The following is a 25,873-nucleotide window of genomic DNA, read 5'->3' on the forward strand; positions in this document are numbered from 1 at the left end:
GAGGAAGGATAGGTCAAGAAAGTAAGCGTGTTTTTCTGTTAAAAACCTTCTGTTAAAAAACCAAAGCTGCACCGGAAAAAAACTCATGAAGGGACAGGTGCCAGATCAGGGGACACCTTGGTCCAAACTAACAAGCTTGCGTTTTCGATGCACTCTTTTGTGCTCCGACAAGGCTTGAGCACTCTTGCAGACCTTCCCGCATGGGCGCGGCTGACCGTCCTTCCCGACTGTGGTCTCTGCACAGGTTTTTTGCCTGGCATGGTCCCTTTTTTTGTGATCCGACAGGGCACTGGCATTCTTGCAGGTCTTCCCGCATTGTTGCTGCTGACCATCCCCCCCGACCATGATTATGCTACAGGTTTTTTGTCCGGTATGGTTTCTGCTTTTGTGATCCGAAAGGGATCTGATATTTTTGCAGACTTGCCCGCATGGCAGCGTCTGACCATCTTCTCCGACCACGGTTGCGTCGCAGACTTGTTGCCCGGTATGGTGTCTTCTTCTATGATCCGACAGAGCACTGGGATTTTTGCAGATCTTCCCGCATGGTTGCTCCTGGCCATTCTCTCCAAACACTGTTTCATCACAGGCTGGTTGCTTGAGATGGTGTTTGATTTTGTGAGATGACAGGGCTTTAGCACTTTTGCAAACCGCCCCACATGGTTGCTGTTGGCCATCCTCTTTGACCACCGAAACCTCGCAGGTTTTCTGCCCAGAGTGGTTTCTGCTTTTGTGATATGACAGGGCTTTGGCATTCTTGCAGACTATCCCGCATGGCTGCGGCTGGCCATCTTCCTCGACCACGGTCACGTCACAGGCTTGTTGCCCGCTGTGTTGTCTGATTTTGTGATCTGAAAGGGATTGAGAGCTCTTGCAGACCTTCCCGCATGGCCGCTGATGACCATACTCCTCGACTACTGTTATGTCACAAATCTGTTGCCCGCGGTGGTTTTTGCTTTTGTGAGATGACAGGGCTCGAGAATGTTTGCAGAGCTTCCCGCATGGCCGTTGCTGACCATCCTGTCCATACACGGTCACATCACAAGTTTGTTGCCCGCTGTGGTATTTGCTTTTGTGAGACGAAAAAACTTGAGAGTTTTTACAGACTCTGCCGCATAGCTGCTGCTGGCCATCCTCCCCGACCACGGTCAGGTCACAGACTTGTTCCCTGGAGTGGATTTTGCTCTTGTGAGATGACAGGGCTCGAGCATTGCTACAGACTGATCCGCATGGTCGCTGCTGGCCATCCTCCCCGACCACGGTCAGGTCACAGACTTGTTCACCGGAGTGGATTTTGCTCTTGTGACATGACAGGGCTCGAGCATTCCTGCAGACTGATCCGCATGGTCGCTGCTGACCATCCTCACCAATCACGGTCACTTGACAGGTCTTTTTTAGGGTGTGGTATCTGCTTTTGTGAGCCGAAAAAATTTGAGAGTTTTTACAGACTCTGCCGCATAGCTGCTGCTGGCCATCCTCCCCGACCACGGTCAGGTCACAGACTTGTTCCCCGGAGTGGATTTTGCTCTTGTGACATGACAGGGCTCGAGCATTCCTGCAGACTGATCCGCATGGTCGCTGCTGACCATCCTCACCAATCACCGTCACTGGACAGGTTTTTTGTCCTGTATGGTATTTGCTTTTGTGAGACGAGAGGGCTCTGGCATTCTTGCAGATTGCTCCGCATGGCCGTTGTTGGTCTTCTTTCCCAGCCAGGCTCAGGTTACAGGTTCTTTGTTTGCTGTGATCTGTAGTTTGCGCCTGATCTGTCCGGGAATGGCGAGGTGGGCTTTGACCCAATTGGTATGATTCTGTTGTCGTTTGTTGTGTTTCTGAAGTCCCCATTGGGGGAGGGGTAAGTGTAAATGGAATTTCGTTTCTTTCGAGAAGAATGCGCTTGCCCAGATTCAGCAGAGCGTTGACTATCACCCAATCATCAGTGTTGATAGGCAAATGCTCATGCATTGACACATCATCATTGAGTGTATCGGTATGGTCAATATAGGTAGTCCCTGTACTCGAGTTTGCATGGTTGCAGCTGTCGGTCGGGTTGCTGCTCATGCCCTGGGAGTCTGGCTGGTGCGCCTGTGGCTGAAGGAGTTGGCCAGAAATGCATTGCAGTGGTATGCCAGGGGTGGGAGCCCATGTTTCGACAGGCGGATTTTGTTGGCAATTGGTAGCGTATACAGAATCAGAATGACCCACACAATCAAGGCAGTAAGCATTGGTACATTGAGGGCGTGAGTTTTGTTCGGGTGTCGCTCCTCCTTGATCTGTAAAGCTGTTTTTGTAATTCAGCGGCGATTCATCGGATACCCTGCTATCGAGTGATGGCCTGAGCCTGCAAACGCCATTGCAGGGATAGACGAAACAATTTAAATCGAAACTATGTGAGTCTTGATGAGGGCTCTGGTCACCACCGCCAGAGTCAGAATACAGGCAATTAGTGAAATAGTTTTTAGTGTCTGTTATGGGTTGTGGGGCTTGCTGCCCCGATGACTTTGATGGCTGGTATTGCGATTGGTCATGTCCAGAGCCAAGCAGCATAGTGATGGCCGCAAGAGGGTGATTCTGACTCGCTTCCTGTTGCTCAATCGAGCTGAACAGTGGCGAATCGTCGCTCCAATAGTTTTGTAAAAGCCAACCGGCGGCGACAACCGCTTGTATCGGTAGCCATGAATAAGGGGTAGAACCCGGAGGGGCTTCTCTGGTGGTCAGGTTGAGTTCGAAGGCTACCAGCAGATAAGTGGCGTAAAGCAACTGCAAGGAAATTGACTCTATGTTGGTCCTTTTTAACCCGTAACTGAATGAACTGTGTCGTTTGTTATAAGACGGTAATTCTGATTCTGCATAGCCTTTTGTTCCGGCAATGTCTGACAGCTTGCCCGGCAGTACATGCAGGTTATGCTTTATAGAAAAGCACTTGCCTGTATAAGCTGAATCCTGTTCAAGCCCGATAATAAAATGTTTTGTTATCAGTTCAGCCTGACAGGCGACGGATAACGACAGTAGCAGCAACAGTGGTGCCCAAAAGAGTGAGTGTTTAATAATTCTATCCCTGTATTCTGGTATACAGGGAGGAAGGATAGATCAATAAAGTAAGGGTTTTTTTCTGTTAATAAACTTCTGTTGAAAGCCAGAGGTTGCAACGGGCAAAAAGTTGCTGCGAAATGGCCTGCCTTGTAAGGGGTGTATTAAAGATCCTGATCGGGATTCTACTGTGCCATTCAATAGTTCAAGAAGCGATTTTTCTTGGGAAGCTGGAGCATCTTCAGATTCAAAATACCCCATGCAACCATAGCCGTATTGGTTAGCCGAAAGAGGGTATGAGCTTTGTCCCGGCGTGACTCCTGCGAGGCCTGTCGAATTTTCGCTAAAAAGAGTGAGTGTTTAATAATTCTATCCTTGCGTTCAGATACACAGAGAGGAAGGATAGATCAAGAAAATAAGTGTGTTTTTCTTTTGAAAATTTTCTGTTAAAAACCCAAGGCATCACCGGTCAAAAAATCGCTGCAAATAGCTCTGTCTTCCTGAGGAGTGAAGTCATCATCCCGGTTTATATCAACAGGCTTACGTTTTCGATGTATTCTTTTGTGGCTTGACAGGGCGTGAGCATTCTTGCAGATCTTTTCGCATGGCTGCGGCAGGCCATCTTTCCCGATCACTGTTTTGTCACAGATTTGCTGACCGCTGTGTTCTTTTCTTTTGTGTGTCGAAAGGGCTTGAGCATTCAGAAAGACCATTCCACATGGCTTCGGCAGGCCACCTTCCCCAAACAGACTCTCGCCACAGGTTTTTTGCCCGGTGTGGACCCTGCTTTTGTGAGACGACAGGACACGAGTATTCTTGCAGACTTTGCCGCATGGTTGCTTCTGGTTATTCTCCCCGATCACGGTTATGTTGCAGGTTGCTTGCTTGCAGTGATTTCTGTTTTTGTGATCCGAAAGGGCTTGTATACTCTTGCAGAGCTTGCCACATGGCTGCGGTTGACCATCCTCCCCGATCACGGTTGCGTCACAGGTTTGTTGTCCGCTGTGAGTGCTTCTTTTGTGAACCAACAGAGTTTTGGCATTCCTGCAGACTTTACCGCATGGCTGCGGTTTGCCATCTTTGCTGACCACAACTTCGTCACAGGTTTGTTGTCCACTATGAATGCATTTTTTGTGAATCTGCAAATATTGATTATTCTTGCAGATCTTCCCGCATGGCCGTAGCTGGCCATTCTTGCCGACCACAGTCAGGTCACAGATTTTTTTTTCGCAGTGTGAGTCTCTCTTGTGATACGACAGATTTCTGGCACTATTGCAGACTTTCCCGCAGGGTCTTGGCTGGTTATCCTCTCCGACCACTATCATGGCACAGGTCTTTTGCCCGGTATGGAGGTTGCCTTTGTGGTCCCACAGGGCTCGCTTATTTTTGCAGACTTTCCCACATGGTCGCAGCTGGCCATTCTTTCCGACTACGGTCACCTCACAAGTTCTTTGCCCGCTGTGGATGCTGCTTTTATGAGATGACAGTGATCGAGAGTTCTTGCAGATCGTCCCACATGGCTGCAGCTGTCCATCCTTCTTTACCACGGCCACATCACAGGTGAGTTGCCCGACAGCGTCAGTGGTATCGACAGGTTCCGAACTCATTGAGTTTGAGGCGACCCCACCTGCAGGGTTGCAGTTATTGGCTGGGTTGCCACCCATGCCATGGGCCTGGAGTAGAGGATCAAGTTGGCTCATGTAACTTAATCTGTATCTATTTGCCAAATGATGGAGTGCGTTTCGTTCGGCTGTTTCTCCTGTGTAATTCAGAGAACTTTCACCGTCATTCAGAGACCTTTCAGCGTAACCTCTGCTATCGGATGATTGTCGTAATAGACAAACGCCAAAACAGGGAAAGATGTAGCAATTTAAGCCCATAGAGTGTAAATGCCGTAGGGGGTCTTTGTTACCGTCGCCATAGTCAGTATTCAGGGTGCTGGTGAAAGAATGTATGCGGTGGCTGGATGTCTGCGGGGCTGTCTGGGTGGATGATTTTGATGACTGGTCTTGTGGTTGGTCATGTCTGGAGCCAAACATCATGGTGATGGTTGCAAACAGGTAATCCACCTGTGTTAATATATATGCCGAATGTCGTACAACTGGTTTAAACAGCGTTGAGGCTGGGTTCCAGTAGCTTTTTATAAGCCAAACGGCAGTGATAGCTGCTTCTGTAATGGGTATCCATGAATAAGGACTGGAGTACAGAGGTGCACTTCTGGTTTTCAGTTTCAGCTCGGAATCAACCAGCAGGTGAGTGGCGTAAAGAAATTGCCACGAAATCGACCCGGTGAGGGTAGTTTTCACTCTGAAATAGAAAGGCTTGTGTCGTTTTATTTCGAATAGCCAATCCTGTTCTGTATAGCCGTTTATGTCGGCAATGTTTGAAAGATCGTCCGACAATGTAGGCTGTTCAAGCCTTATAGAAAAGTTCTGTTTTAGAAAACTTGCATCCTGTTCAAACTCAACTACGTGACGTCTCGTCAAAGTTTTGGCCTGACCGATGACAGAAAACGACTGTAGCAGCAACAGAAGTACCGTAAAGAATGAGTGTTTAATAACTCTATCCCTGCATTCTGGTTTACAGAGAGGAAGAATAGATCAAGAAAACAGGCGTGTTTTTCTGTTATGGTGTTGTGTCATAAAACGGTTACTAATGACCAAAGTCTGCATCGGGTAAACCTCATGAAATGGTGTTTGCCAGGTCAGGGTTTGAAAACATCGTCCTGTTCAGGATTAACAGGCTTGCGCTTTCGATGTATTCCCTTGTGATCCGACAGGACTTGAGCATTCTCACAGACCTTTCCGCATCGTCGTATCTTTCCATCCTCTTTGATCACTCTCGCTACACAGGTTTTTTGCCTGGAGTGTTCTTTTTTTTTGTGAGTCATCAGCGATCCATTGTTCTTGCAAACTGCCCCACACAACTTTGGTCGACCATCTTCCCCGGTCATGGACACATCACAGGTTTTTTGCTCGCTGTGCACTCTGCTTTTGTGAGACGAAAAGGCTTGAGCGTTATTGTAGACTTTACCGCATGGCCGCTGCTGGTTATCCTTGCCGAGTACCGGCATGTTACAGGTTTTTTGCACGCTGTGTTCCCTGTTTTTGTGGACCCAAAGGGCCTGGTTATTCTTGTAGACCCTTCCGCATGGTTGCTGCTGACCATTCGCATTGACCATGGTTATGTCACAGGTTTTTTGCCCGGTATGATATTTGCTTCTATGAGATAACAGGGCCTTAGCATTTTTGAAGATCCTCCCGCATGTTTGCAGCTGGCCATCTTCTGCGACCAAGGTTTCTCCACAGGTTTGTTGCCCGGTGTGGGTTCTCAGTTTGTGATCCGCCAGGGCTTGAGCATTCCTGCAGACTGTCCCGCATGGCTGCTGGCCATCCTCAGAGAACAGAGTTACATCACAAACTTCTTGTCCGCCGTGGTTTCTTCTTCTGTGACCGGTCAGGGAGTGAAGACTCTTGAAGATCCTCCCGCATTGTCGCTGCTGGCCGTCGTCCTCTACTATGGTTGCGTCACAGATTTCCAGTCCACTGTAGTCTTCGGCTTGTGCTGCTCCTGTTTGGGAAAGGTGGGGTGGGTTTTGATCTGCCTGGGTTAGTCTTGTTGGTTGTTGTGTTTCTGAAGTCGCCACTGGAGATGTTAAATGGTTGAGCGTAAAGGAAATCCTTGTTGCTTCTGAAAGACTATGACCACGTAAATTGAGCAACCCGTTGATTATGATCAAGTCATCATCGGTGACGGACATATTCCGAGGCATTCGTAAATGAACATTAAGTGCCCCGCTGTGGCCAGTATATGCTGCCCCTGTGGTCATTGTGAGTGAATGGTTGCAGCACTTTGTCGGGTTGTCATCCGTGCCGTGATGCTGAGGTTGCTGTGCCCGCGGCTGAAAGGGTTGATCAGAAGCGCATTGGAGTTGGATGGCAGGGGAATCATTCAATGTTTCCAGCATCCATTCAGCGGGCTCCTTGCTATCGGATGATGATCGGAATCTACAAACGCCATTACAGGGACGGACGAAACAATGTAAACCCAGAGTGTGTAACTCTTTTTGAGGATTTCCGTTACCGTCGCCACCGTTAGTATTCTGGAGTCTGATAAGAGAGTGCTTAAGGCGGGTAGTTGTCGTTGGGGCTTGCTGGCTGGATGATTTTGATGGCTGGTATCCTCGTTGGTTACGTCCGGAACCAAACATCAGAGTGATAGCCATAAATGGGTAATCCTGACTCATCTGCTGTTGTTCAATCGTGTTAAACAGCTGGGAATCGGGGTTCCAATAACATTTTAAAAGCCAGCCGACAGCGACAGCCGCTTCTAAAGGTATCCATGAATAAAAGCCTGAGCCCAAAGGCACTACTTTGGTCGTCAGGATCAGTTCGTAAGCAACCAGCAGATGAGTGGCGTAAAATAATTGCCACGAAATCGGCTCTATAAGGAAAGTTTTCAGTCTTTGATTGCAAGGCTTTTGTCGTATTTTATCAGGAGGCCAATCTGGCCCTGCGTAGCCGTCTGTGTCGGCAATGTTTGACGGGTTTTTCAGCAATATATGCTGGTCATGCTTTATAGAAAAGCTCTGTTTTAGAAAGTCTGCATCCTGCTCAAACTCGACTGTAAAACGTCTTGTCAGAGGTTTGGCTGGACAGATGACATTCAACGACAGTAACAGCAAGAGAATTGCCATAAAGAGTGGGTGTTTAATAGTTCTATCCCTGCATTTTGGCTTACAGAGAGGAAGGATAGATCAAGAAAATAAGTGTGTTTTTCGATCAGAGACCTTGATTAAAAAAACTCTGCCATAGACCCGAGGCACACAGCGCAGAACTTGATGAAAGGAGTGTCAGATCAAGGACCGGGAGCATTGTCCCGCTCGACATCAACAAGCTTGCGTTTTTGATGTTTTCTTTTGTGATCCGACAGGGCGCTGAGACTCTTGTAGGTCTTTCCGCATTGCTGTGGTTGGCCATTCACCCCAACCACTGTCACGTCACAGATTTTTGGACTGCCATGCACATTCCTTTTGTGACCCGACAAAACTTGAGAATTCTTGCAGACTGCTCCGCATGGTCGCGGCTGGCCATCCCCCGCAGTCACGGTTACGTCACAGGTTTTTTGCCCTGTGTGGATTCTGTATTTGTGATCCCAAAAGGCTCGAATATTCTTGCAGACAGTCCCGCATGGCCGCAGTTGACCATTCTTTTCGAGGATTGTCGCGTCACAGATTTTTTGTTTGGAGTGGGCTTTACTTTTGTGATCCCAAAATGCCCGAGCATTCTTGCAGACAGCCCCGCATGGCCTCTGCTGCCCATCCTCCCCGATGATTGTTAAGTGACAGTTTTTTTGCCCGCTGCGGATTCTGCTTCTGTTATCCAACAGGGTGTGAACATTCCTGTAGACCTTTCCGCATGGTCGCTGGTGGAAATCCTCTTTGTCTATGCTAGCGACACTATCTGTATTTCCAACAGGATCTATTTCATAAGCTCTTCCTTCACCTATTGAGTCTGAGGCGATCCAGTCTGAGGCGACCCTATCTATAGGTTTGGCCGGGACACAGTCAATGCTATAAACCTCTGGCTTAAATAATGGCTCAGAATTGTATTGGAGCTGAATCAATGTTTCAAAAGGCGAGTTTTGTTGGATATCTGCAGTGTTTAAAGGATCAGTTTGAACCAGGCAACTAAAGCAATATCCACTGGCCAAATGAGGACACGAGCTTTGTCCGGGTATTAATTCTGTGTCGCCTGATAAATTTTTTTCAGAATTCAGCAGCGGTTCAGCAGTCCCTCTGCTACTGGATGATGGTCGGAATTGACAAACGCCACGACAGTGATGGACGAAACAATTGAAACCCAAAGTATGCAGATTGCCTTTGGGGTAGTCGCTACCGTCACGATAATCAGTATTCAGGAGAAGGGTGAAAGAGTTTGTAATGAGGGAAGTGGTTTGTGAGGCTTGCTGCCCCGATGATCCTGATGGCTGATATTGTTGTGCGTGATGTTCGGAGCCAAACATGGTAAAGATGGCAGCAAACAGGTGAACTATCCGTGTCAGGGGTGGTGACGTGTCTTGTGTCTCGATAATGGTCGTTTTAACTCTGTAACCGTAAGAAATATGTCGTGTATCCTCAGGCTGAGAATCTGATCCTGGGTAGCCATTGGTGTCGACAATCTCTGACCGGCGATCCGGCAATATATGCCGGGCAGACGTTATAGAAAAGTTCTGTCCTGGAAAACCTGTATCCTGTTGAAGCTCAACAATAAAGCGTCTTGTCAACGTTTCGGGCTGACAGACGATAGGCACCGATAGTAGCAGTGCGACAAAGCATGAGTGTTTAATAAATCTGTCCTTGCATTCTGGGTTACAGAAGAGGAAGGATAGATCAAGAAAATAAGCACATTATTCTTTTAAAAAATTTCTGTTAAAAGTTGAGTTGCACTGGGATTTCGCTACTTTTGTGCAGCCCCGCTACCGGTTGGCCATTCTCTGCGACCAAGCTCCTGGTCGAAGGTTTTCTCCTTCCTGTGGTATCTGCTTTTGTGGATAATCAGAGCTTGAACATTCTTGCACACCGTTCCGCATGGCCGCAGCTGGTCGTCCTCCCTGGCCACAGTCACTTCACAGATTTGTCGTCCGGTGTGAGCTCTTCTTTTGTGATCGGTTAATTTTTTAGCACTCTTGCAGAGCTGCCCGCATGGTTGCAGCCGACCGTTCTTCCCGGCTACTGGTACGTCACAGTTTCTTTGTCGGGTGTGTGCGCTTCTTTTGTGTTCCGAGAGGGCTTGAACATTCTTACAGATTTTCCCGCATGGCCGTGGCTGGCCATATTCTCCATCCACTTTGATATCACATTTCTGTTGCGCAGTGTGGATGTTTCTTTTGTGATGCCAAAGGCTATCAGCATTCATATAAATCTTTCCGCATGGCTGCAGCTGGCCATTTTCCGCAATCACTGTTACGTCACAGGTTTGTTGCCCGGTGTGTTCCCTTCTTTTATGATACGACAGTGCTTGTATATGCGTGCAGACCTTCCCGCATGGACGACGCTGGCCATCTTCCCCGACCACTATCACGTCACAGGTTTTTTGCCCGCTGTGGCATCTCTTTTTGTGAGCCGACAGGGTCTGTGCATTCTTGCAAACCTTCCCGCATCGCCGATTCTGGCCATCCTCGCCGGTTTCCTTTATGTCACAGGTTTGTCGCCCTCTGTGGTATTTGCCTCTGTGATTCCAAAGAGCCGCGACGTTCTCGCAGATCATTCCGCATAGCTTCAGCTGGCCATCCTCTCCGACCACTTTGACGTCACAAATGTGTTGCTCAGTATGGGCCTTGTTTTTGTGAGTTGAGAGATGTTGGGTACTTTTGCAGACTATCCCGCAAGGATATGACTGGCCATCTCTTGCGATCACTCTGACATTACAGGTTTTTTGGTTATCTGACGGGGAGTGTTGGAAATGTGCAGTTCCAGAGGGAGGCATTCCTATGGGAGGAAAAAAACCATACCCGGGCAATGATTCAACATAGTTGAGTGGTCCGGTAGCTTCAGCTACGTGAGCTGCCATTGCATTCAGTGAGCCCGGGGCGGTCCCTTGTATGACGACTTCTTCTATGGCGACTCTTTCTAAAGGGTTGTCGCCATTAGCTGGATTACCATTAACCTCATGCGTCTGTAGGTCAAATAGTTGACCAGAATTAGAATGATCTATGCAACTGAAGCAGTATCCGCTAGCCAAATGGAGGCATGAGCTTTGCCCGGGTGTTGCTTCAGTCTGACCTGTTGAACTTTCCATAGTATTTAGCAGCCATTCAGCTTGCACTGTGCTACACGGTGTTGTTCGGAGTCTGCAAGCGCCATGACAGGGATAGACGAAACAATTTAAACCTAAAGTATGGGAGTTTTGTTGAGGGCCTCGGTTGCCGTCGCCAGAGCCAGGGTACAGCTGGTTGGTGAAATAGCCCGTAATATGGGGGCTCGCTGCCGGGACTTGCTGGCCGGATGATTCTGATGGCGGGTACTGTTGTGGATTGTCTCCAGAGCCAAACATCGCAGTGATGATCGCAAACGTAAAATTTTCTTGTTTCAATATCGATGCTGCCTGTTGTTCAATTGGGTTAAACAGGAAGAGGAAGGAAGCGGGGTTCCAATAGCTTTTTAAAAGCCAGCCGACAGCAACAACCGCCTCTACCGGAAGCCATGAATCAGGGCTGGAGTTTAGAGGATTGTCTTTGATAATCAGGGTCAGTTGGTAAGCAACCAGCAGGTTCGTGAAATAAAGCCATTGCCACGAAATCGACTCACTAATGGTCGTTTTAACTCTGTGACCATAAGGTCTGTGTCGTTTTTCATCTGATCCTGTATAGCTGTCTGTATCGGCAATATCTGAAGGGTTGTCCGGCAATGAATTCAGTTCGCATTTTATAGAAAAACCATGATTCGAGTAGCCTGCAATCTTTTCAAACTCAGCAGTAAAATGTTCTGTCCACAGTTCTGCCTGACAGTCGAGAGACAGCAAAAGTAGAAGTAACACTGATACCGAAGAGAGTGAGCGTCTAATGATTCTGTCCTTACAGTCAGGTTTAAAGAGAGCGGGATAGATCAATAAAATAAGCGTGTTATTCTTTTAACAGAGGACGGATATCAGAACATATCATTACTTATTCACTTTGCTTTTTTGAAGACCGGGGCCATCGTTCTGCTCTGAATCAATATGCTTGCTTTTTCGATGTCTTCTTTTATGAGCCGTGAGAGCCTGGGCATTCCGGCAGATCTTTCCGCATGGCTGTGGCTGACCATCCTTACCGACCACGATTACGTCACATTTTTTTTGACCCGTGTGAGCAATTCTTCTGTGAGTCGATAAAGCCCGTATATTATCGCAGATCTTTCCGCATGGTTGCTGCTGGCCATCCTCTTTGACCACTATCTGTTTACAGGTTTGCTGCCCGGTGTGGTATCTGTTTTTGTGATCTGACAGGACTCGGGAATTCTTGCAGATCTTTCCGCATGGTTGTTGTTGGCCATCTTCTCCGGTCATTTTTAAGTAACAGATTTTTTGCTCGGAGTGGCATCTGCTTTTGTGGTAAGACAGGGCTTTAGAATTCATGCAGACCCTTAAGCATGGTCGTTGCTGGCCATCCTCCCCAATCATTGTTACTTCACAGATTTTTTGTTTAGTGTGGGCTCTGTTTTTGTGATCCGACAGGGCTTGAGCATTCTTGCAGATTTTCCCGCATGGTCCTGGCAGGCCATCTCCTCCGATCACGTTTACGTCACAGGTTTTTTGACCGGTGTGGAAGATTCTTCTGTGAGACGCCAGGCTCAGAGGACTCTTGCAGATTTTCCCGCATGGTCGCTGCAGTCCGTCTTTCCCGATTATTGACAGAGTGCAGGTTTGTTCCCCGATATGTTCTCTTCTTTTGTGTTGCGACAGGGCTTGAGCATTCTTGCAGACTGCGCCACATGAACGCTGCTGGCCATCTTCCCCGACCAGTGTCAATCCGCAGGTTTGTTGCCCGGAGTGGTATCTGCTTTTGTGAGAAGACAGGACCCGAGCATTCTTGCAGACTTTTCCGCATAATCGTTGCTGACCATCCTCCCCGGTCATGGTTACATAACAGGTTTGTTGCCTGGAGTGGTATCTGCTTTTGTGATCCGACAAGGCTTCAGAATTCTTGCAGAGCTTTCCGCATGGCCGTGGCTGACCATCCTTCTCTGTCACGGGTAAGTTACAGATTTGTGGTCCTGTGTGGGCAGCTCTTTTGTGAGACATCAGAGCCTGAATATTTTTGCAGATTTTCCCGCATGTCCGCTGCAGGCCATCCATCCCGACTACTGGCAGACCACAGGATTGTTGCCCGCTATGGTCTCTTCTTTTGTGATCCGTCAGGGCTTGAGCATTCTTGCAGACTGTCCCGCATGGTCGCTGCAAGCCATCCTCTGAGACCAATTTGACGCCACAGATTCGTTGATGATCTGAGAGGGATTTTTGACGATGTATCGTTCTTGCGAAAGGAAGATAGCTATTCCTGGTTATTGATCCATCATGATTGGGTGGTCCGGTAGCGTCAGCTGTATGAGTTGCCCATGGACTCATTTGGCCTGAGGCGACCCCGTCTGCAGGGTTGCTGCTATTAGCTGGATGGCGATAACTGTCATGCACCTTTAGCTCAAATAGTTGACCAGAATCAAGATGATCTATGCAACTGAAACAGTGTCCATCAGCCAAATGAGGGCATGAGCTTTGCGTGGGTGTTGCCTGTTTGTGACCCATTGAACATTCCAAGGTATTCAGCAGCCATTCAGGTGGCTCTGTGTTATCGGGTGAGGGTCGGAATCTACAAATGCCATGACAAGGATGGACGAAACAATTTAAACTCAAAGTGTGTGAGTGGTGATGAGGGCCTTCGTTACCGTCGCCAGAGCGAGAATACAGTGGGTTGCAGAAAGAGCTTGTAAATTGGGTGATTGCTGCATGGGCTCGACGGCCGGATGATTTTGTTGGCGGGTGCAGTTTTTGATTGTTGCCAGAGCCAAACATTGTTGTGATGGTCGCAAAAGGCAGATCCCCCTGTGTCAACATAGGTGTTACCTGTTGTTCAATCGGGTTTAACGCTGAGGAATCGGGGTTCCAATACTTTTTTAGAAGCCAGTCGATAGCGACCACTTCCACCGATAGCCATAAATCAGGATTCGAGATCAAAAGATTGCCTTTGGTGATAAGGATCAGTTCGTAAGCAGCCATTAAATTGGTCGCATAAAGCCATTGCCACGAAATCGACTCAATGGCAGTGGTTCTGACTCTGTAACCGTAATGTCTATGTCGTTTTTCATCTGATCCTGCGTAGCCGTCTGTGTCGACAATATCTGATGCGGTGCCCGGTAATGTATTCGGTTCGTGCTTTATAGAAAAGCTATGGCTTGGGTAGCCTGCATTCTTTTCAAACTCCACAGTAAAACCTTCTGTCCACGGTTCTGCCAGACAGACGACAGATATCAATAGTAGAAGTAACAGCGGTGCCTCAGAGAGTGATCGTTTAATAATTCTATCCTTGCATTCTGGTTTACAGAGAGGAAGGTTAAATCAATAAAGAAAGCGTGTTTCTGTGCTAAAAGCCAAAGGTTACACTGGCAAAAACCTCATGAAAGGACGGATATATGAAAGTATCATTACTTATTCACTTTATTTTTTGAAGGCTGAGATCATCACTCTCGTCCACATTGACGGGCTTGCGCTTTTGATGTCTTCCTTTGTGCCTGGAGAAGGCATAAGCGTTCTTACAGATCTTCCCGCATGGCCTTTGTTGGCCATCTTTCCCGACCACTGTCGCGTCACAGGTTTTTTTTCCGCTGTGATGCCCACTTTTGTGAGATGACAGAGCTCCGGCATTCTTGCATATCACCCCGCATGGTTGCAGTTGGCCATCCTCTCCGATCAGAGTCGCGTCACAGGTTCTTTGGCCGCTGTGGGCTTTGCTTTTGTGAATCGAGAGATATTGAGCATTTATGCAAATCTTCCCGCATAACCGCAGTTTGCCATTTTTTTCGATCACTTTGACGTCGCAGGTTCCTTGTCTGGTATGGGCTCTTCTTTTGTGATTTGACAGAGCGTTAGAATTTTTGCTAATTCTCCCGCATGGCCTCTGCTGGCCATTCTCCCCGACCACAGTCACGCCACATATTTGTTGTCCATCATGGATTTTTCTTTTGTGATTTGACAGGGATCTGGCATTTTTGAAGATATTCCCGCATACCCGCTCTTGGCTACCTTCTTTGATTATTATTGCGTCACAGGCTGTTAAAAATCTTCTGCTAAAAACCAAAGCTTGCACCGGGCAAAACCTTATGAATGGAAGAATATCAGACCGGATCATTAGTTGTACGGTTTTCTTTTTTTGTGGGCTGAGTCATCGTCCTGTTCCACATTAACAGGCTTGCGTTTTCGATGTTTTTTTTTGTGAATCAACAGGGCTTGAGGGTTTTCGCAGATCATCCCGCATGATCGCGCCAGGCCATCTTCCCCGGTCACGTTCACATCGCAGGTTTGTTGCCTGGTGTGGTATCTTCTTTTGTGACTCCACAGGGCTCGAGAATTTGTGCAGATCATCCCGCATGGCTGCGGCTGGTCATCCTTCCCGATCAGGATCACGTCACAGATTTTTTTCGCGGTGTGGTAGTAACTTCTATGAGTCGTCAGGGCTTGTAGATTCATCGTGACCATCCCACATGGCCGCTCCTGGCCATCCTGCCCTAAAACGGTCATGTTACAGGTTTGTTGACTGCTGTGGACGGTTCTTTTGTGATCCGAGCGGGCTTTAGTGCTCTTGCAGACTGCTCCACATGGACGCAGCTGGCCATCCTCCCCAATTACGTTTACGGTACAGACTCGTTGCCCGCTGTGGACTCTGGTTTTGTGATTCGTCAGGGAATTAGCATTCTTCCAGACCGCTCCGCATGGTCGCTGCAGGCCATCCTCCCCAACCACGATCACTTTACAGGTTTTTTGTCCTGAGTGCTGGCCGCTTTTGTGTGTTGCCAGGGATTGAATATTCTGGAAGAGCCTTCCGCATGGCCGCGGTTGGCCATCCTCTCCGACCACGATCAGGTCACAGGTTTGTTGTCCGCTGTGTTTTTTTCTTTTGTGATTTCGCAGGGCTTGAGTATCCTTGCAGATAATTCCGCATGGCCGCTCTTTGTGATCCTTCCCGACCACAATCGCATCACAGGTTTTTTGCCTGTTGCAGTATTCAGGTTGTATTGCCGCTGTCTGTATGTGATGAGGTTGGTACTGATCCCATTTGAATGATTCAGTGGTTGTTGTTTGTGTTTCTGAATGGGCAAGTGTAAATATAATCTTATCTTCTCCGGGATGGCTCTGCATATCGAGTGAGCCGTGAAGCGCAGAATTATTATCGGTGGTAGTCCGTTCTTCCGGTATTGGTGCGTCATAGTTGACTTGCACGATGGCGTTAGATGTACAGGCGCCCCCGTCTATGGCGACCCCGTCAGAGTTGCTATCAATGCCAACGGGTTGTGGGTCGTAATTGTATGAGGGTTCAGTCTTTGAAAGATCATTCGGTGTTTTGAAAGGTGAGCTTTTCTGGAAGTCTGTAATGTGTAGAGGATCCAGATGACCTATACAGCTCAGGCAGTGCCCATTGGCCAAGTGGGGGCATGAGTTTTCTTCGCAATCCATTGTCCACAGAGGGGGCTCGGTGCTATCGGATGATGATCGGAATCGACAAACGCCATTACAGGGATAAACGTAACAATTTAAATCCAAACTGTGTGAGGGTTGCTGAGGATCTCCGTTGCCGTCGGCATAGTCTGTATTGAGCGAGGGCGCGAAAGAGGCTGTATGGGGAGTGGTTGTCGGCGGAGCTTGCTGGCAAGAGGATTTTGATGGCGAATATTGTTCCTGGTTTTGTCCAGAACCAGACATTATAGTGATGGACGCAAACGGGAGTCCCTGACTCGCCTGTTGTTCAATCGGGTTAAACAGCCATGAATCGGGATTCCAGTAGCTTTTCAAAAGCCAACTGACAACCACTTCTAACGGTAGCCATGCGTAAGGGTTGGAATTCAGAGGTGGGCCTTTGGTGGTCAGGATAAGTTCGTAAGCAACCAGCAGATTTGTGGCGTAAATCAGTTGCCATGAAATCATCTCAGTGATGTTTTTTTTTACTCGAATAGCGTCAGGCTTGCGGCATTTTTTTTCAGGTGGCAGATCTGATCCTGAATAGCCTTTTGTGTCGGCAATATTTGACGGGTTGCACGGTGATGCACGACGGTGGATATTTATAGTAAAGTTCTTTATTGGAGCGTCTGCATTCTGTTCAAGCTCAACAATAAAACGACTTGTCGATTCGGTCTGACCGATAACAGACAACGACACTAGCATTAATAGCAGTGCCGCGAAGAGTGAGAGTTTAATCATTCTATCCTTGTATTCGGTCTACAGAAAGACAAGGATAGATCAGGTCATGCAACGGTGTGGCCGACCGATTAGTGGATGAGGTCGCCGTCAAGGTCGACATCAACAGGTTTTCGCTTTTGATGTATTCTTGTGTGATTCGACAGATAGCAGTCTTGCAGAGCGTCTCGCACGAATAAGCGTGTTTTTCTGTCTAAAATCTTTTGAAAAAGAACCAATATTTAAAGCTAAAGATTGCTCCTGATTAATTTTGTGGAAGGCTGGGTGTCAGATCATGAGTGAAGTTATTGTCCTGATCCGCATCAACATGCTTTCGCCTTCGATGTCTCCTTTTGTGTTCCGTCAAGGCATGTGAACTATTGCAGACCTTTCCGCATGCCCTTAGTTGACCATTCTCCCCGACCACTTTCAGGTCACAGGCTTGTTGCCCGGAGTGGTATCTTCTTTTGTGATCCGACAGGATTTTAGTACTCTTGCAGATCCTACTGCACGGCTGCGACAGTCCATCCTCCCCGACTACTTGCACGTCACAGGTTCTTTGCCCGGAGTGGTGTCCGCTTTTGTGATCCGACAGGGCACCAGCATTTCTGCAGACCCTTCCGCATGGCTGTAGCCGACCATTCTTCCTGAACACTAACACATCACAGGCTTTTTGCTCGGTATGGTTTCTGCTTTTGTGAGCCGACAGGGCTTTGGCACTCCTGCAAACTTTCCCGCATGGTCGCAGCTGGCCATGACCCTCGACTACGCTTACCTCACAGGTTTGTGGCCCTGTGTGGTTTTTTCTTCTGTGATCCCACAGGGTTCTGGCACTGTTGCAAACCTTTCCGCATCGCCTTTCCAGGTCATCTTCCCCGACAAGGGTCATTTCACAGGTTGGTTGCACACTCTGGTCTGTCGCTTTTATTGAGGTTATCCGGGAAAGATGAGTTGTGCCTGAGGCCGGTCGGGATGGTTCTGTTTTTGTTTCTTGTGTTTCTGACGTTCCCATTGAGGGGTTGGAATGGAAAGGCGTAAAGGAAATACCGGCTTGTTCTGGAAGACTGTGACCACCCAGACTGAGTAACCCTTTGATTATAACCCAATCATCAGCGGTGACAGTCGAACCCTGGAGCGTTGGTGCATCATCACTGATTGGCCCAGAAGGATTAGTAATTGCTGCCTCTGCAATCATTGAATGTGTATTATCGGGTGATGGTCGTAATCTACAAACGCCATGACAGGGATGGATGAAACAATTTAAACCCAAAGTATGTGAGTGTTGTCGAGGATCACGGTAACCATCGGCAGAGCCAAAATACAGAGACTGAATGAAAGAGCTTGTAAAATAGGCGGTGGTTTTTGGGGCTTGCTGGTCGGATGTTTCTGTTGGTTGGCCTTGCTGTTGGTAATGTCCAGCGCCAGGCGTCATAGTGGTGATCGCAAATGGGTGATCGCCCTGTGTCAAAATAGATGCCGTAATCTGTCCGTTCGGGTTAAACAGAGGCGATTTGAGGTTCCAATAGCTTTTTAAAAACCAACCAGCAGCGATAGTCATTTCCACAGATAGCCATGAATAAAGGGGGAAGTACAGGGAAGGGTCTCTGGTATTCAGGATCAGTTCGTAAGCAATCATCAGGTTTGTGGCGTAAAGCCATTGCCACGAAATCGACTCAGTATCGGTCGTCTTTACTCCGTATGTAATAAGTCTGTGTCGTTTGTCATAGGGTGGCAGGTCAGGCTCTGTATAGCCGTCTGTGTCGGTAATGTTTGACGGGTCTTCCGAAAATGTATGCCACCCGGGCTTTATAGCAAAGTTCTGTTTTGGAGAACCAGCATCCTGTGCAAGCTCAACAACAAAATGACTGGTCAAAGGTTCAGCCCGACAGGTGACAGACAATGACGGTAGCAGCAAAAGCGATGTAGCATAGATTAAGTGTTTAATAATTCTATCCTTGCATACTGGTATTCAGAGAGGAAGGATAGAACAGGAAAATAAGTGTGTTTTTCTGTTAAAAATCAAAGGCTGCACTGGGCAAAACTTCTTGAAAGCTCAGATAAGCGTAGCTACTTATTTCAGTTTATCTGACTGAAGGCTGAGGTCATCTTTCTGGTTCACATCATCAGGTTTGCGTTTTCGATGTATTCTTTTGTGATTCGACAGGTCTGGAGAATTTTTGCAGACCTTCCCGCATGGCTTTGGCTGGCCATCCTCCGCTAGCACGGATACGTTGCAGGTTTTTTGCCCGCTGTGCTCTCTGTTTTTGTGAGATGACAGGGCTTTTGTATTCTTGCAAACCTTCCCGCATGGCTGCTGTTGACCGTCGTCACCGATCAGGGTTACGTCACAGGCTCGCTGTCTGCTATGGTATCTGCTTCTGTGATCCGACAGGGCCTGAGCGTTCTTGCAGAGAGCCCCGCATAACCGCTGCTGGCCATCCTTTTCGATGACTGTCTGGGCGCAGGTTCGTTGCCCGGTGTGGACTCTGCTTTTGTGAACCGACAGAGCTTGTGCATTTTTGCAGAACCTTCCGCATGGCCGCTGCAGGCCATTTACTCCGACCACTGTTATGTCACAGGTTTGTTGTCTGGTGTGGTACCTTCTTATGTGATTCGACAGGCTTTTCGCATTCTTGCAGACAGCCCCGCATGGCTGCAGCTGGCCATCTTTCCACATCACAGTTGCATCACAGATTTGTTGGCCGGTGTGATCTCGTTTTTTGTGCTCTGACAAGGCTTTTCCATGCTTACAGACTGTCCCGCATAGCTGCTCCTGACCATCCTCTTTGATCACTATCACGGTACAGGTTTTTTGCCCGGTGTGGTATCTGCTTTTGTGAACCGACAGGGCGTGAGCATTCTTGCAGGTCTTCCCACATGGTCGATGTTGGCCATCTTCCCCGATCAGGGTCACCTTACAGGATTGTTGCCCGCTGTGGACTGTTGCCCGGTTTGTGCCTGTCCTGGAAAGATAAGGTGGGCTTTGATCCAATTGGGTTGATGCCGTTGCTGTTGGTAGTATTTCTGAAGTCCTGATTGGGGGGGTGAAATGGCTAAGTGTAAAGGGAATTCCGGTTTCTCCGAGAGGACTACGATTACGCAGATTGAGTAACCCGCTGATTATAACCAAATCATCAGAAGTGACAGACGCATTCCCTGGCATTCGCACATGACCAGGTAACGATTGAGTCGGCTCTCTGTTATCGGATGATACACGGAATCGACAAACGCCCTGACAGGGATCGACGAAACAATTTAAACCTAAAGTGTGTGAGTGTTGTTCAGGCGCTTCGTCACCGTCACCAGAGTCAGAATGCAAGAGATAAGTGAAATAAACTACAGTCTGGGTGGTAGCTTGCGGAGCATGCTGGGCGGAAGAGTCTGGCGGTGGGTATTCTGGTGAGTTATGTCCAGAGTCAAGCATTGTCGTGATGGTCACAAACGGGTGGTTTCCATGTGTCAACATAGACTTTGCCTGTTGTTCAATCGGATTAAACAGCAGTGAATCCTGGTTCCAATAGCTTCTTAAAAGCGAGTCGGCAGCAAACAATACTTCTACAGGCAGCCATGAATCAGAATTTAAGTCTGGGTTAGCTTTTCTGTTGGTCAGGATCAGTTCGTAAGCAAGCAGCAGGTTCGCGGCGTAAAGCAATTGCCATGAGACAGACTTGATGATGGTTGTTTTTGCCTCGTAATAACCGGACCTGTGTGGTTTGTTATCAGACTGTGAGCATGGTCCTGAGTTGCCGTTTGTGTCAGTAATGTCTGATGGATGGCCTGACAATGTATCGCCTGAAAATGTATCCGGGTCACGATCTATTGAGAAGGAATGTTTTGGAGAACCTGCATTCTGTTCAAGCTCGACTATTAAACTTCTTGTCAACACTTCGGCCTGACAGAAGACGGATAACGAAATTATCGGCAGCAGCAGTGCCGCAAAGAGTGAGTGTTTAATAATTCTATCCTTGCTTTCTGGTATACAGAGAGCAAGGATAGATCAAGAAAATAAGCGTGTTTTTGTGTCTTTCTTATGAAAGGACAGGTGTCAGATCAAGGGGGGCAGTCATTGTCCCGGCCTGCATCAACAGGTTTGCGTTTTTGATGTACTCTTTTATGCTCCGCAAGGGTTTGAGCATTCTGACAGACCGTTCCGCATGATCGTTTCAGACCATCCTTACCAACTACTGGAACGTCGCAGGTTTGTCGACTGTTATGCTCTCTGAATTTGTGAGATGACAGGGCTTTAACATTCTTGCAAACCTTCCCGCATGGCCGCTGCTGGCCATTTTCACCAGTTATGTTTATGTCACAGGTTTTTGGCCCGGTGTGGTGTCTTCTTTTATGATCCGACAGGGCTTGAGCACTTTTGCAGAACGCCCCACATGGTCGCCGCTGACCATCCTTTGCGACTAAGGTCAGGTTACAGACTCTTTGCCCGGTATGATGTCTTTTTTTGTGATCGGTCAAGGCGCTAGCATTCTTACAGAGTATTCCGCATGGCTGCGGGAGACCATCCTCCCTGACCACGGTTACGTCAGAGGTTTGCCGCTCGTTGTGGTGATTGTGTTTGTGATTAATCAGGGCTTTAGCATTCCTGCAGATTTTCCCGCATGGCCGCCACTGACCATTCTCCCTGATCATTCTGACTTCACAGATTTTTTGTGCGGTGTGGACGCCGCTTTTGTGAGACCACAGTGAATCTCTGTTCTTGAAGACCTTCCCACATGGCCGCTGCTGGCCATCTTTCCCGACCAGGGCCAGGTTACAAACTCGTTGCCTGCTGTGGACTGTGGCTTGCTTTGGGCGTATATGGACAAGAGGACTCAGGCTTTGACCTAATCGTGATGACCCTGTTGTTTGTTGTGTTTCTGAAGTCTCTATTGGCGGTGTTGAAAGGGCAGGCGTGAAAGAAGTTCCGGTTTCCTCGAGAGGCTCAGTGTTACTTAAATTGATTAACCCATTGATTATGCTGAAATCATCTGAGAAGGCAGACTCATTCCAGGGCGTCTGCGCATCATCAAGTGGCCATTCAGCTGCCGTTCCGCTAACTGCTCTGAATTGGCAAACACCATGACAGGGATCAACAAAACAATTTAAAGCTAAAGTGTGTGAGTGTTGTTCAGGGTCCTCGCCACCGTCGTCTGAATCAGAAAAAAGGAGGCGGGTGAAATAGCCGATAGTCTGAGTGGTGGCTTCTGGCGCTTGCTGGTCGGATGATTCTGGCGGCGGCTGTTGTGGTGGGTTGCACCCTGAGCCAAACATTGTTGTGACGGTCGTAAACGGGCGATTCTCATGCGTTAAAATAGAAGTCGACTGTTGATCAATCGGGTTAAACAGAAATGAATCCTGGTTCCAATAGCTTTTTAAAAGGCAGCCGACAGCCGCAGCCACTTCTGCAGGTAGCCATGAATAAGGGTTGGAGTTCAGGGGAATGTCTTTGGTGGTAAGGCTCAGTTCGTAGGCAATCAGTAGAGTCGTGATATAAAGCCATTGCCGTGAAATTGACTTAATGAGGTTCGTTTTAACGTAGTAACCGCAGGTTATGTCTAGTTTGTTATCAGGCTGCGTGTCTGATCTCTCATAGCCGTTTGTTTCAGCAATGTCTGAATGGCAACCCGGCGATGTATTCAGGTCAGGCTTTATAGTGAAGTTCTCTTTTGGAGAGTCGGCATTTTGTTCAAGCTCAATTATGAAATTTCTTGTCAATAATTCCTCCTGACAGACGACAGATGACAAAAGTAGCTGTAAGAGCAGTACAACAAAGAGTGAGTGTTTAATAATTCTATCCTTGTTTTCTGGTTTAAAGAGAGGAAGGATAGATCAAGAAAATAATCGTGTTTTGCTATCAAAACTTTCTGTCAGAAATTAAAGGCCGTGAAGGGCAAAATCATTATGAATGGACTGGAGTCAGATCTTTACTTATTCATTTTACCTTCTTGATGACTGAGGTCATTATTCTGGTCAATATCAGCAGGTTTGTGTTTTGGAGTTTTGTGCATCATCAGGTTGATAAGTCCGAGGCTGAAAGTGTTGGCAATAAGCACATTGGCGTTGAGTCGCTGCTGACCATCTCCCCCGACCACGCTTATGTCACAGGTCTGTTGTCCGGAGAAAAGTTTTGTTTTTGAAAACCATGACTCTGTTCAAACTCGACAGTAAAATGCCTCGTCCATCGTTCTGCATGATAGACGACAGAGAACAAAAGTAGTAACAACGGTGCTGCCACAAAGAGTGAGCGTTTAATGGTTCTATCCTTGTTTTCTGGCATACGAAGAATAGATCAAGTAAATAAGTCTCTTTTTATGTCTTTCTTATGAAAGGGCAGGCATCAGATCAAGGGCTGGGGTCATTGTTGAGGCCTGCATCAAAAGGCTTGCGTTTTCGATGTATTCTTTTATGTTTTGACAGGGTTTGAAAATTCTGACAAACCGTTCCACATAGCCGCTGCTGACCGTCTTCCCCGACCACTTTTTGGTTACAGGTTCTTTGCCCGCCGTGCTCTCTTCTTTTGTGATCCTGCAGGCTGCCAAGATTCTTGTACAATTTTCCGCATGGCTGCTGCTGGCCATTCTTCCCGACCGCAATCACGTCACAGGTTTGTTGTCCGGTATGGACTCTGTTTTTGTGATTCGACAGCACTTTGACACCTTTGCAGACACTCCCGCATGGTCGCAGTTGGCCATCATTACCGACTATGATCACGTCACAGATTTGTTGTCCACTATGGATTTTGCTTTTGTGATCCGACAGGGCTTTGACACTATTGCAAACACTTCCGCACGGTCGCTGCTGGCCATCATTACCGACTATGATCAGGTCACAGGTTCGTTGTCCACTATGGATTCTGTTTTTGTGATCCGACAGGGCTTTGGCACTTTTGCAAATAGTTCCGCATGGTCGCTGCTGGCCATCCTCCTCGACTATGATCATGCTACAGGTTTGCAGTCCGGTGTGGGCACTTCTTCTGTGTTCCATGAGGCATACAGCACTCTTGCAGACTCTCCCGCATGGTTGCTGATGACCATCCTCCCCGACTATGGTCACGTTGCAGGTTTTTCGCCCGCTGTGAACTCTGCTTTTGTGATCGGACAGGGCTTTGGCATTTTTGTAAACTCTTCCGCATGGTCGCTGCTGGTCGTCATTCCCGACTACGGTAATGCTACAGGTTTGTGGTCCGGTGTGGGCGCTTCTTCTGTGTTCAAAGAGGTGTCTGGCATTCTTGCAGACTGCCCCGCATGGCTGCTGCTGACCATCCTTCCCGACGATGAGCACTCTGCAGGTTTGTTTTTGTTGTCTGGCGTGGGCGCTTCTTTTGTGCTCCAGGAGACTTAGCGTATTCTTGCAGACTTTTCCGCACGGCCGCTTAAGACCATTCCCCAAAAACAGGGTCAAATCACAGACTTTTTGTCCTGTGTGGGTTCTGCTTTTGTGATCCGACAGCGCTTGAGCATTCCTGCAGATCTTTCCGCATGTCTGCTGCTGGCCATCCTCCCCGGGCACTGCCACGTCACAGGTTTTTTGCCCGGAGTGGTATTTGCTTTTGTGAACCGACAGGGCTTGAGCGTTCTTGAAGATCTTTGCGCATGGTTGCCGCTGGCCATTCTTCCCGACTATGGCCATGCTACAGGTTTGAAGTCCGGTGTGGTCCTTTCTTCTGTGCTTCTGGAGGTATAGAGCATTCTTGCAGGCTGTCCCGCATGGCCGCTGCTGGTCATCCCCCATGGTCACGTCACAGGTTTTTTCCCCCGCCTGCCGTTTACTTTTGTGATTCGTCAGGGCTCGTCGGCAGTGGGTATCTCCTTTAAAAGGAAAACAACCCGAAGGTGAAGTTCCAGCTAATTCAAGCGTTTCCGAAGCTTGTAATTTGCCTGTCTGGGAAAGATGAGGTGGACTTTGCCCCGATTGGAATGATTGTCTTGTTGGTTGTGCTACCGAAGTCTCTGTTGAAGGGATAGGTATACAGGAAATACCGGTTTCTTCAGGAAGACTATGACCACGTAGATTGAGTAACCCTCTAACCATAGCCCAGTCATCAGAGGAGATAGGCAAATGTCCTGACATTGGCGCATCATCATTGAGTGGCCACTTATTGGCCCCTCTGTTTTCGGGTGATGATCGGAATTGACAAATGCCATGACAGGGGTAGACGAAACAATTTAAACCTAAAGTATGCAGGATTTGTTCAGGATTCCCGTTACCGTCGCCAGTGCCAGAATATAGCGGATTAGTGAGAGAGCCTATAGGCAGAGGAGTGGTTTGTGGGGGTTGCTGGCCGGATGACTCTGGAGGCTGATATTGCGGTGGGGTATATCCAGAGCCGTAGACAGTGATGATGGACGCAAACGGATGGTCCTGCTGTTTCAACAAAGATGTCGTCTCTTGTTGTTCGCTCAGACTGAGTTGTTCCAACGGGTTAAACAGGGCTGAATCGAGGTTCCAGTAACTTTTCAAAAGCCAGCCGACAGCAACAACCACCTCTACAGGTACCCAAGAATAATTGCTGGAGCTCAGTGGGGAAGTTTTGGTTGTCAGGATCAGCTCGTAAGCAACCAGCAGATTCGTGGTGTAAAGCCAGTGCCACGAAATTGACGCAACGATGGTTGTTTTTACCCGGTAACCACTCGAATTGTGTTGTTTTTTATCAGGCCGTGTATACGATCCTCCATAGCCGCGTGTGTCAGTGACGTCTGACGGGTTGCCCGGCAATGCCGACAATGTGGGCCGGTCAGGTTTTATAGAAAATTTTTGTTTTTTAAACCCCGTATTCTGTTCAAACTCAACAGTAAAGCGCCCTGTCCATGCTTTGGCCTGACTGGCGAAAGACAGCAACGGTAGCAACAGCAGTGCCGCAAAGAGTGAGAGTTTAATAATTCTATCCTTGCGTTCCGGGATATAGAGAGGAAGGATAGATCAAGAAAATAAGCGTG

Annotated in this window: 13 protein-coding genes; all 13 read right to left on the reverse strand. The window is 48.0% G+C overall.

The window, feature by feature from the left end; all coding sequences use genetic code 11:
• Positions 1 to 105: 105 nt before the first annotated feature.
• Positions 106 to 3,015 (reverse strand): hypothetical protein, encoded by a 2,910-nt coding sequence (locus ACO6VG_RS11345; protein WP_422473917.1) that lies wholly within the window; start codon positions 3,013 to 3,015, stop codon positions 106 to 108.
• A 458-nt stretch (positions 3,016 to 3,473) separates the two neighbouring features.
• Positions 3,474 to 5,513 carry a hypothetical protein gene (locus ACO6VG_RS11350; protein WP_422473919.1) on the reverse strand — a complete coding sequence of 680 codons (2,040 nt, stop codon included), beginning with the start codon at positions 5,511 to 5,513 and terminating at the stop codon, positions 3,474 to 3,476.
• 218 nt (positions 5,514 to 5,731) lie between these two features.
• Entirely contained in the window at positions 5,732 to 7,723 is a 1,992-nt protein-coding gene (locus ACO6VG_RS11355; protein ID WP_422473921.1) for a hypothetical protein, read from the reverse strand.
• Positions 7,724 to 7,884: 161 nt separating this feature from the next.
• Entirely contained in the window at positions 7,885 to 9,339 is a 1,455-nt protein-coding gene (locus tag ACO6VG_RS11360) for a hypothetical protein (RefSeq protein ID WP_422473922.1), read from the reverse strand.
• Positions 9,340 to 9,485: 146 nt separating this feature from the next.
• The gene (locus ACO6VG_RS11365) at positions 9,486 to 11,564 is read right to left on the reverse strand and encodes a hypothetical protein (protein ID WP_422473924.1); all 2,079 of its coding nucleotides are present in this window, start codon (positions 11,562 to 11,564) and stop codon (positions 9,486 to 9,488) included.
• Positions 11,565 to 11,687: 123 nt separating this feature from the next.
• Positions 11,688 to 13,985: a hypothetical protein gene (locus tag ACO6VG_RS11370; RefSeq protein ID WP_422473926.1), complete on the reverse strand. Its 2,298-nt coding sequence runs from the start codon at positions 13,983 to 13,985 to the stop codon at positions 11,688 to 11,690.
• Positions 13,986 to 14,211: 226 nt separating this feature from the next.
• Positions 14,212 to 14,865 carry a hypothetical protein gene (locus tag ACO6VG_RS11375; RefSeq protein WP_422139990.1) on the reverse strand — a complete coding sequence of 218 codons (654 nt, stop codon included), beginning with the start codon at positions 14,863 to 14,865 and terminating at the stop codon, positions 14,212 to 14,214.
• A 41-nt stretch (positions 14,866 to 14,906) separates the two neighbouring features.
• The gene (locus ACO6VG_RS11380) at positions 14,907 to 16,970 is read right to left on the reverse strand and encodes a hypothetical protein (protein WP_422473928.1); all 2,064 of its coding nucleotides are present in this window, start codon (positions 16,968 to 16,970) and stop codon (positions 14,907 to 14,909) included.
• A 241-nt stretch (positions 16,971 to 17,211) separates the two neighbouring features.
• The gene (locus tag ACO6VG_RS11385) at positions 17,212 to 18,819 is read right to left on the reverse strand and encodes a hypothetical protein (RefSeq protein WP_422473930.1); all 1,608 of its coding nucleotides are present in this window, start codon (positions 18,817 to 18,819) and stop codon (positions 17,212 to 17,214) included.
• A 198-nt stretch (positions 18,820 to 19,017) separates the two neighbouring features.
• Positions 19,018 to 20,832 (reverse strand): hypothetical protein, encoded by a 1,815-nt coding sequence (locus ACO6VG_RS11390; RefSeq protein ID WP_422473932.1) that lies wholly within the window; start codon positions 20,830 to 20,832, stop codon positions 19,018 to 19,020.
• A 164-nt stretch (positions 20,833 to 20,996) separates the two neighbouring features.
• Positions 20,997 to 22,652, reverse strand: coding sequence for a hypothetical protein (locus ACO6VG_RS11395; RefSeq protein ID WP_422473934.1), 1,656 nt, complete (start codon positions 22,650 to 22,652; stop codon positions 20,997 to 20,999).
• A 209-nt stretch (positions 22,653 to 22,861) separates the two neighbouring features.
• Positions 22,862 to 23,029, reverse strand: coding sequence for a hypothetical protein (locus ACO6VG_RS11400; protein ID WP_422452073.1), 168 nt, complete (start codon positions 23,027 to 23,029; stop codon positions 22,862 to 22,864).
• Between the two features lie 250 nt (positions 23,030 to 23,279).
• Positions 23,280 to 25,784 (reverse strand): hypothetical protein, encoded by a 2,505-nt coding sequence (locus ACO6VG_RS11405; RefSeq protein WP_422473936.1) that lies wholly within the window; start codon positions 25,782 to 25,784, stop codon positions 23,280 to 23,282.
• Positions 25,785 to 25,873 lie beyond the last annotated feature (89 nt).

It is taken from the genome of Endozoicomonas sp. ALB032, from assembly GCF_049310125.1.
GTDB lineage: Bacteria > Pseudomonadota > Gammaproteobacteria > Pseudomonadales > Endozoicomonadaceae > Endozoicomonas_A.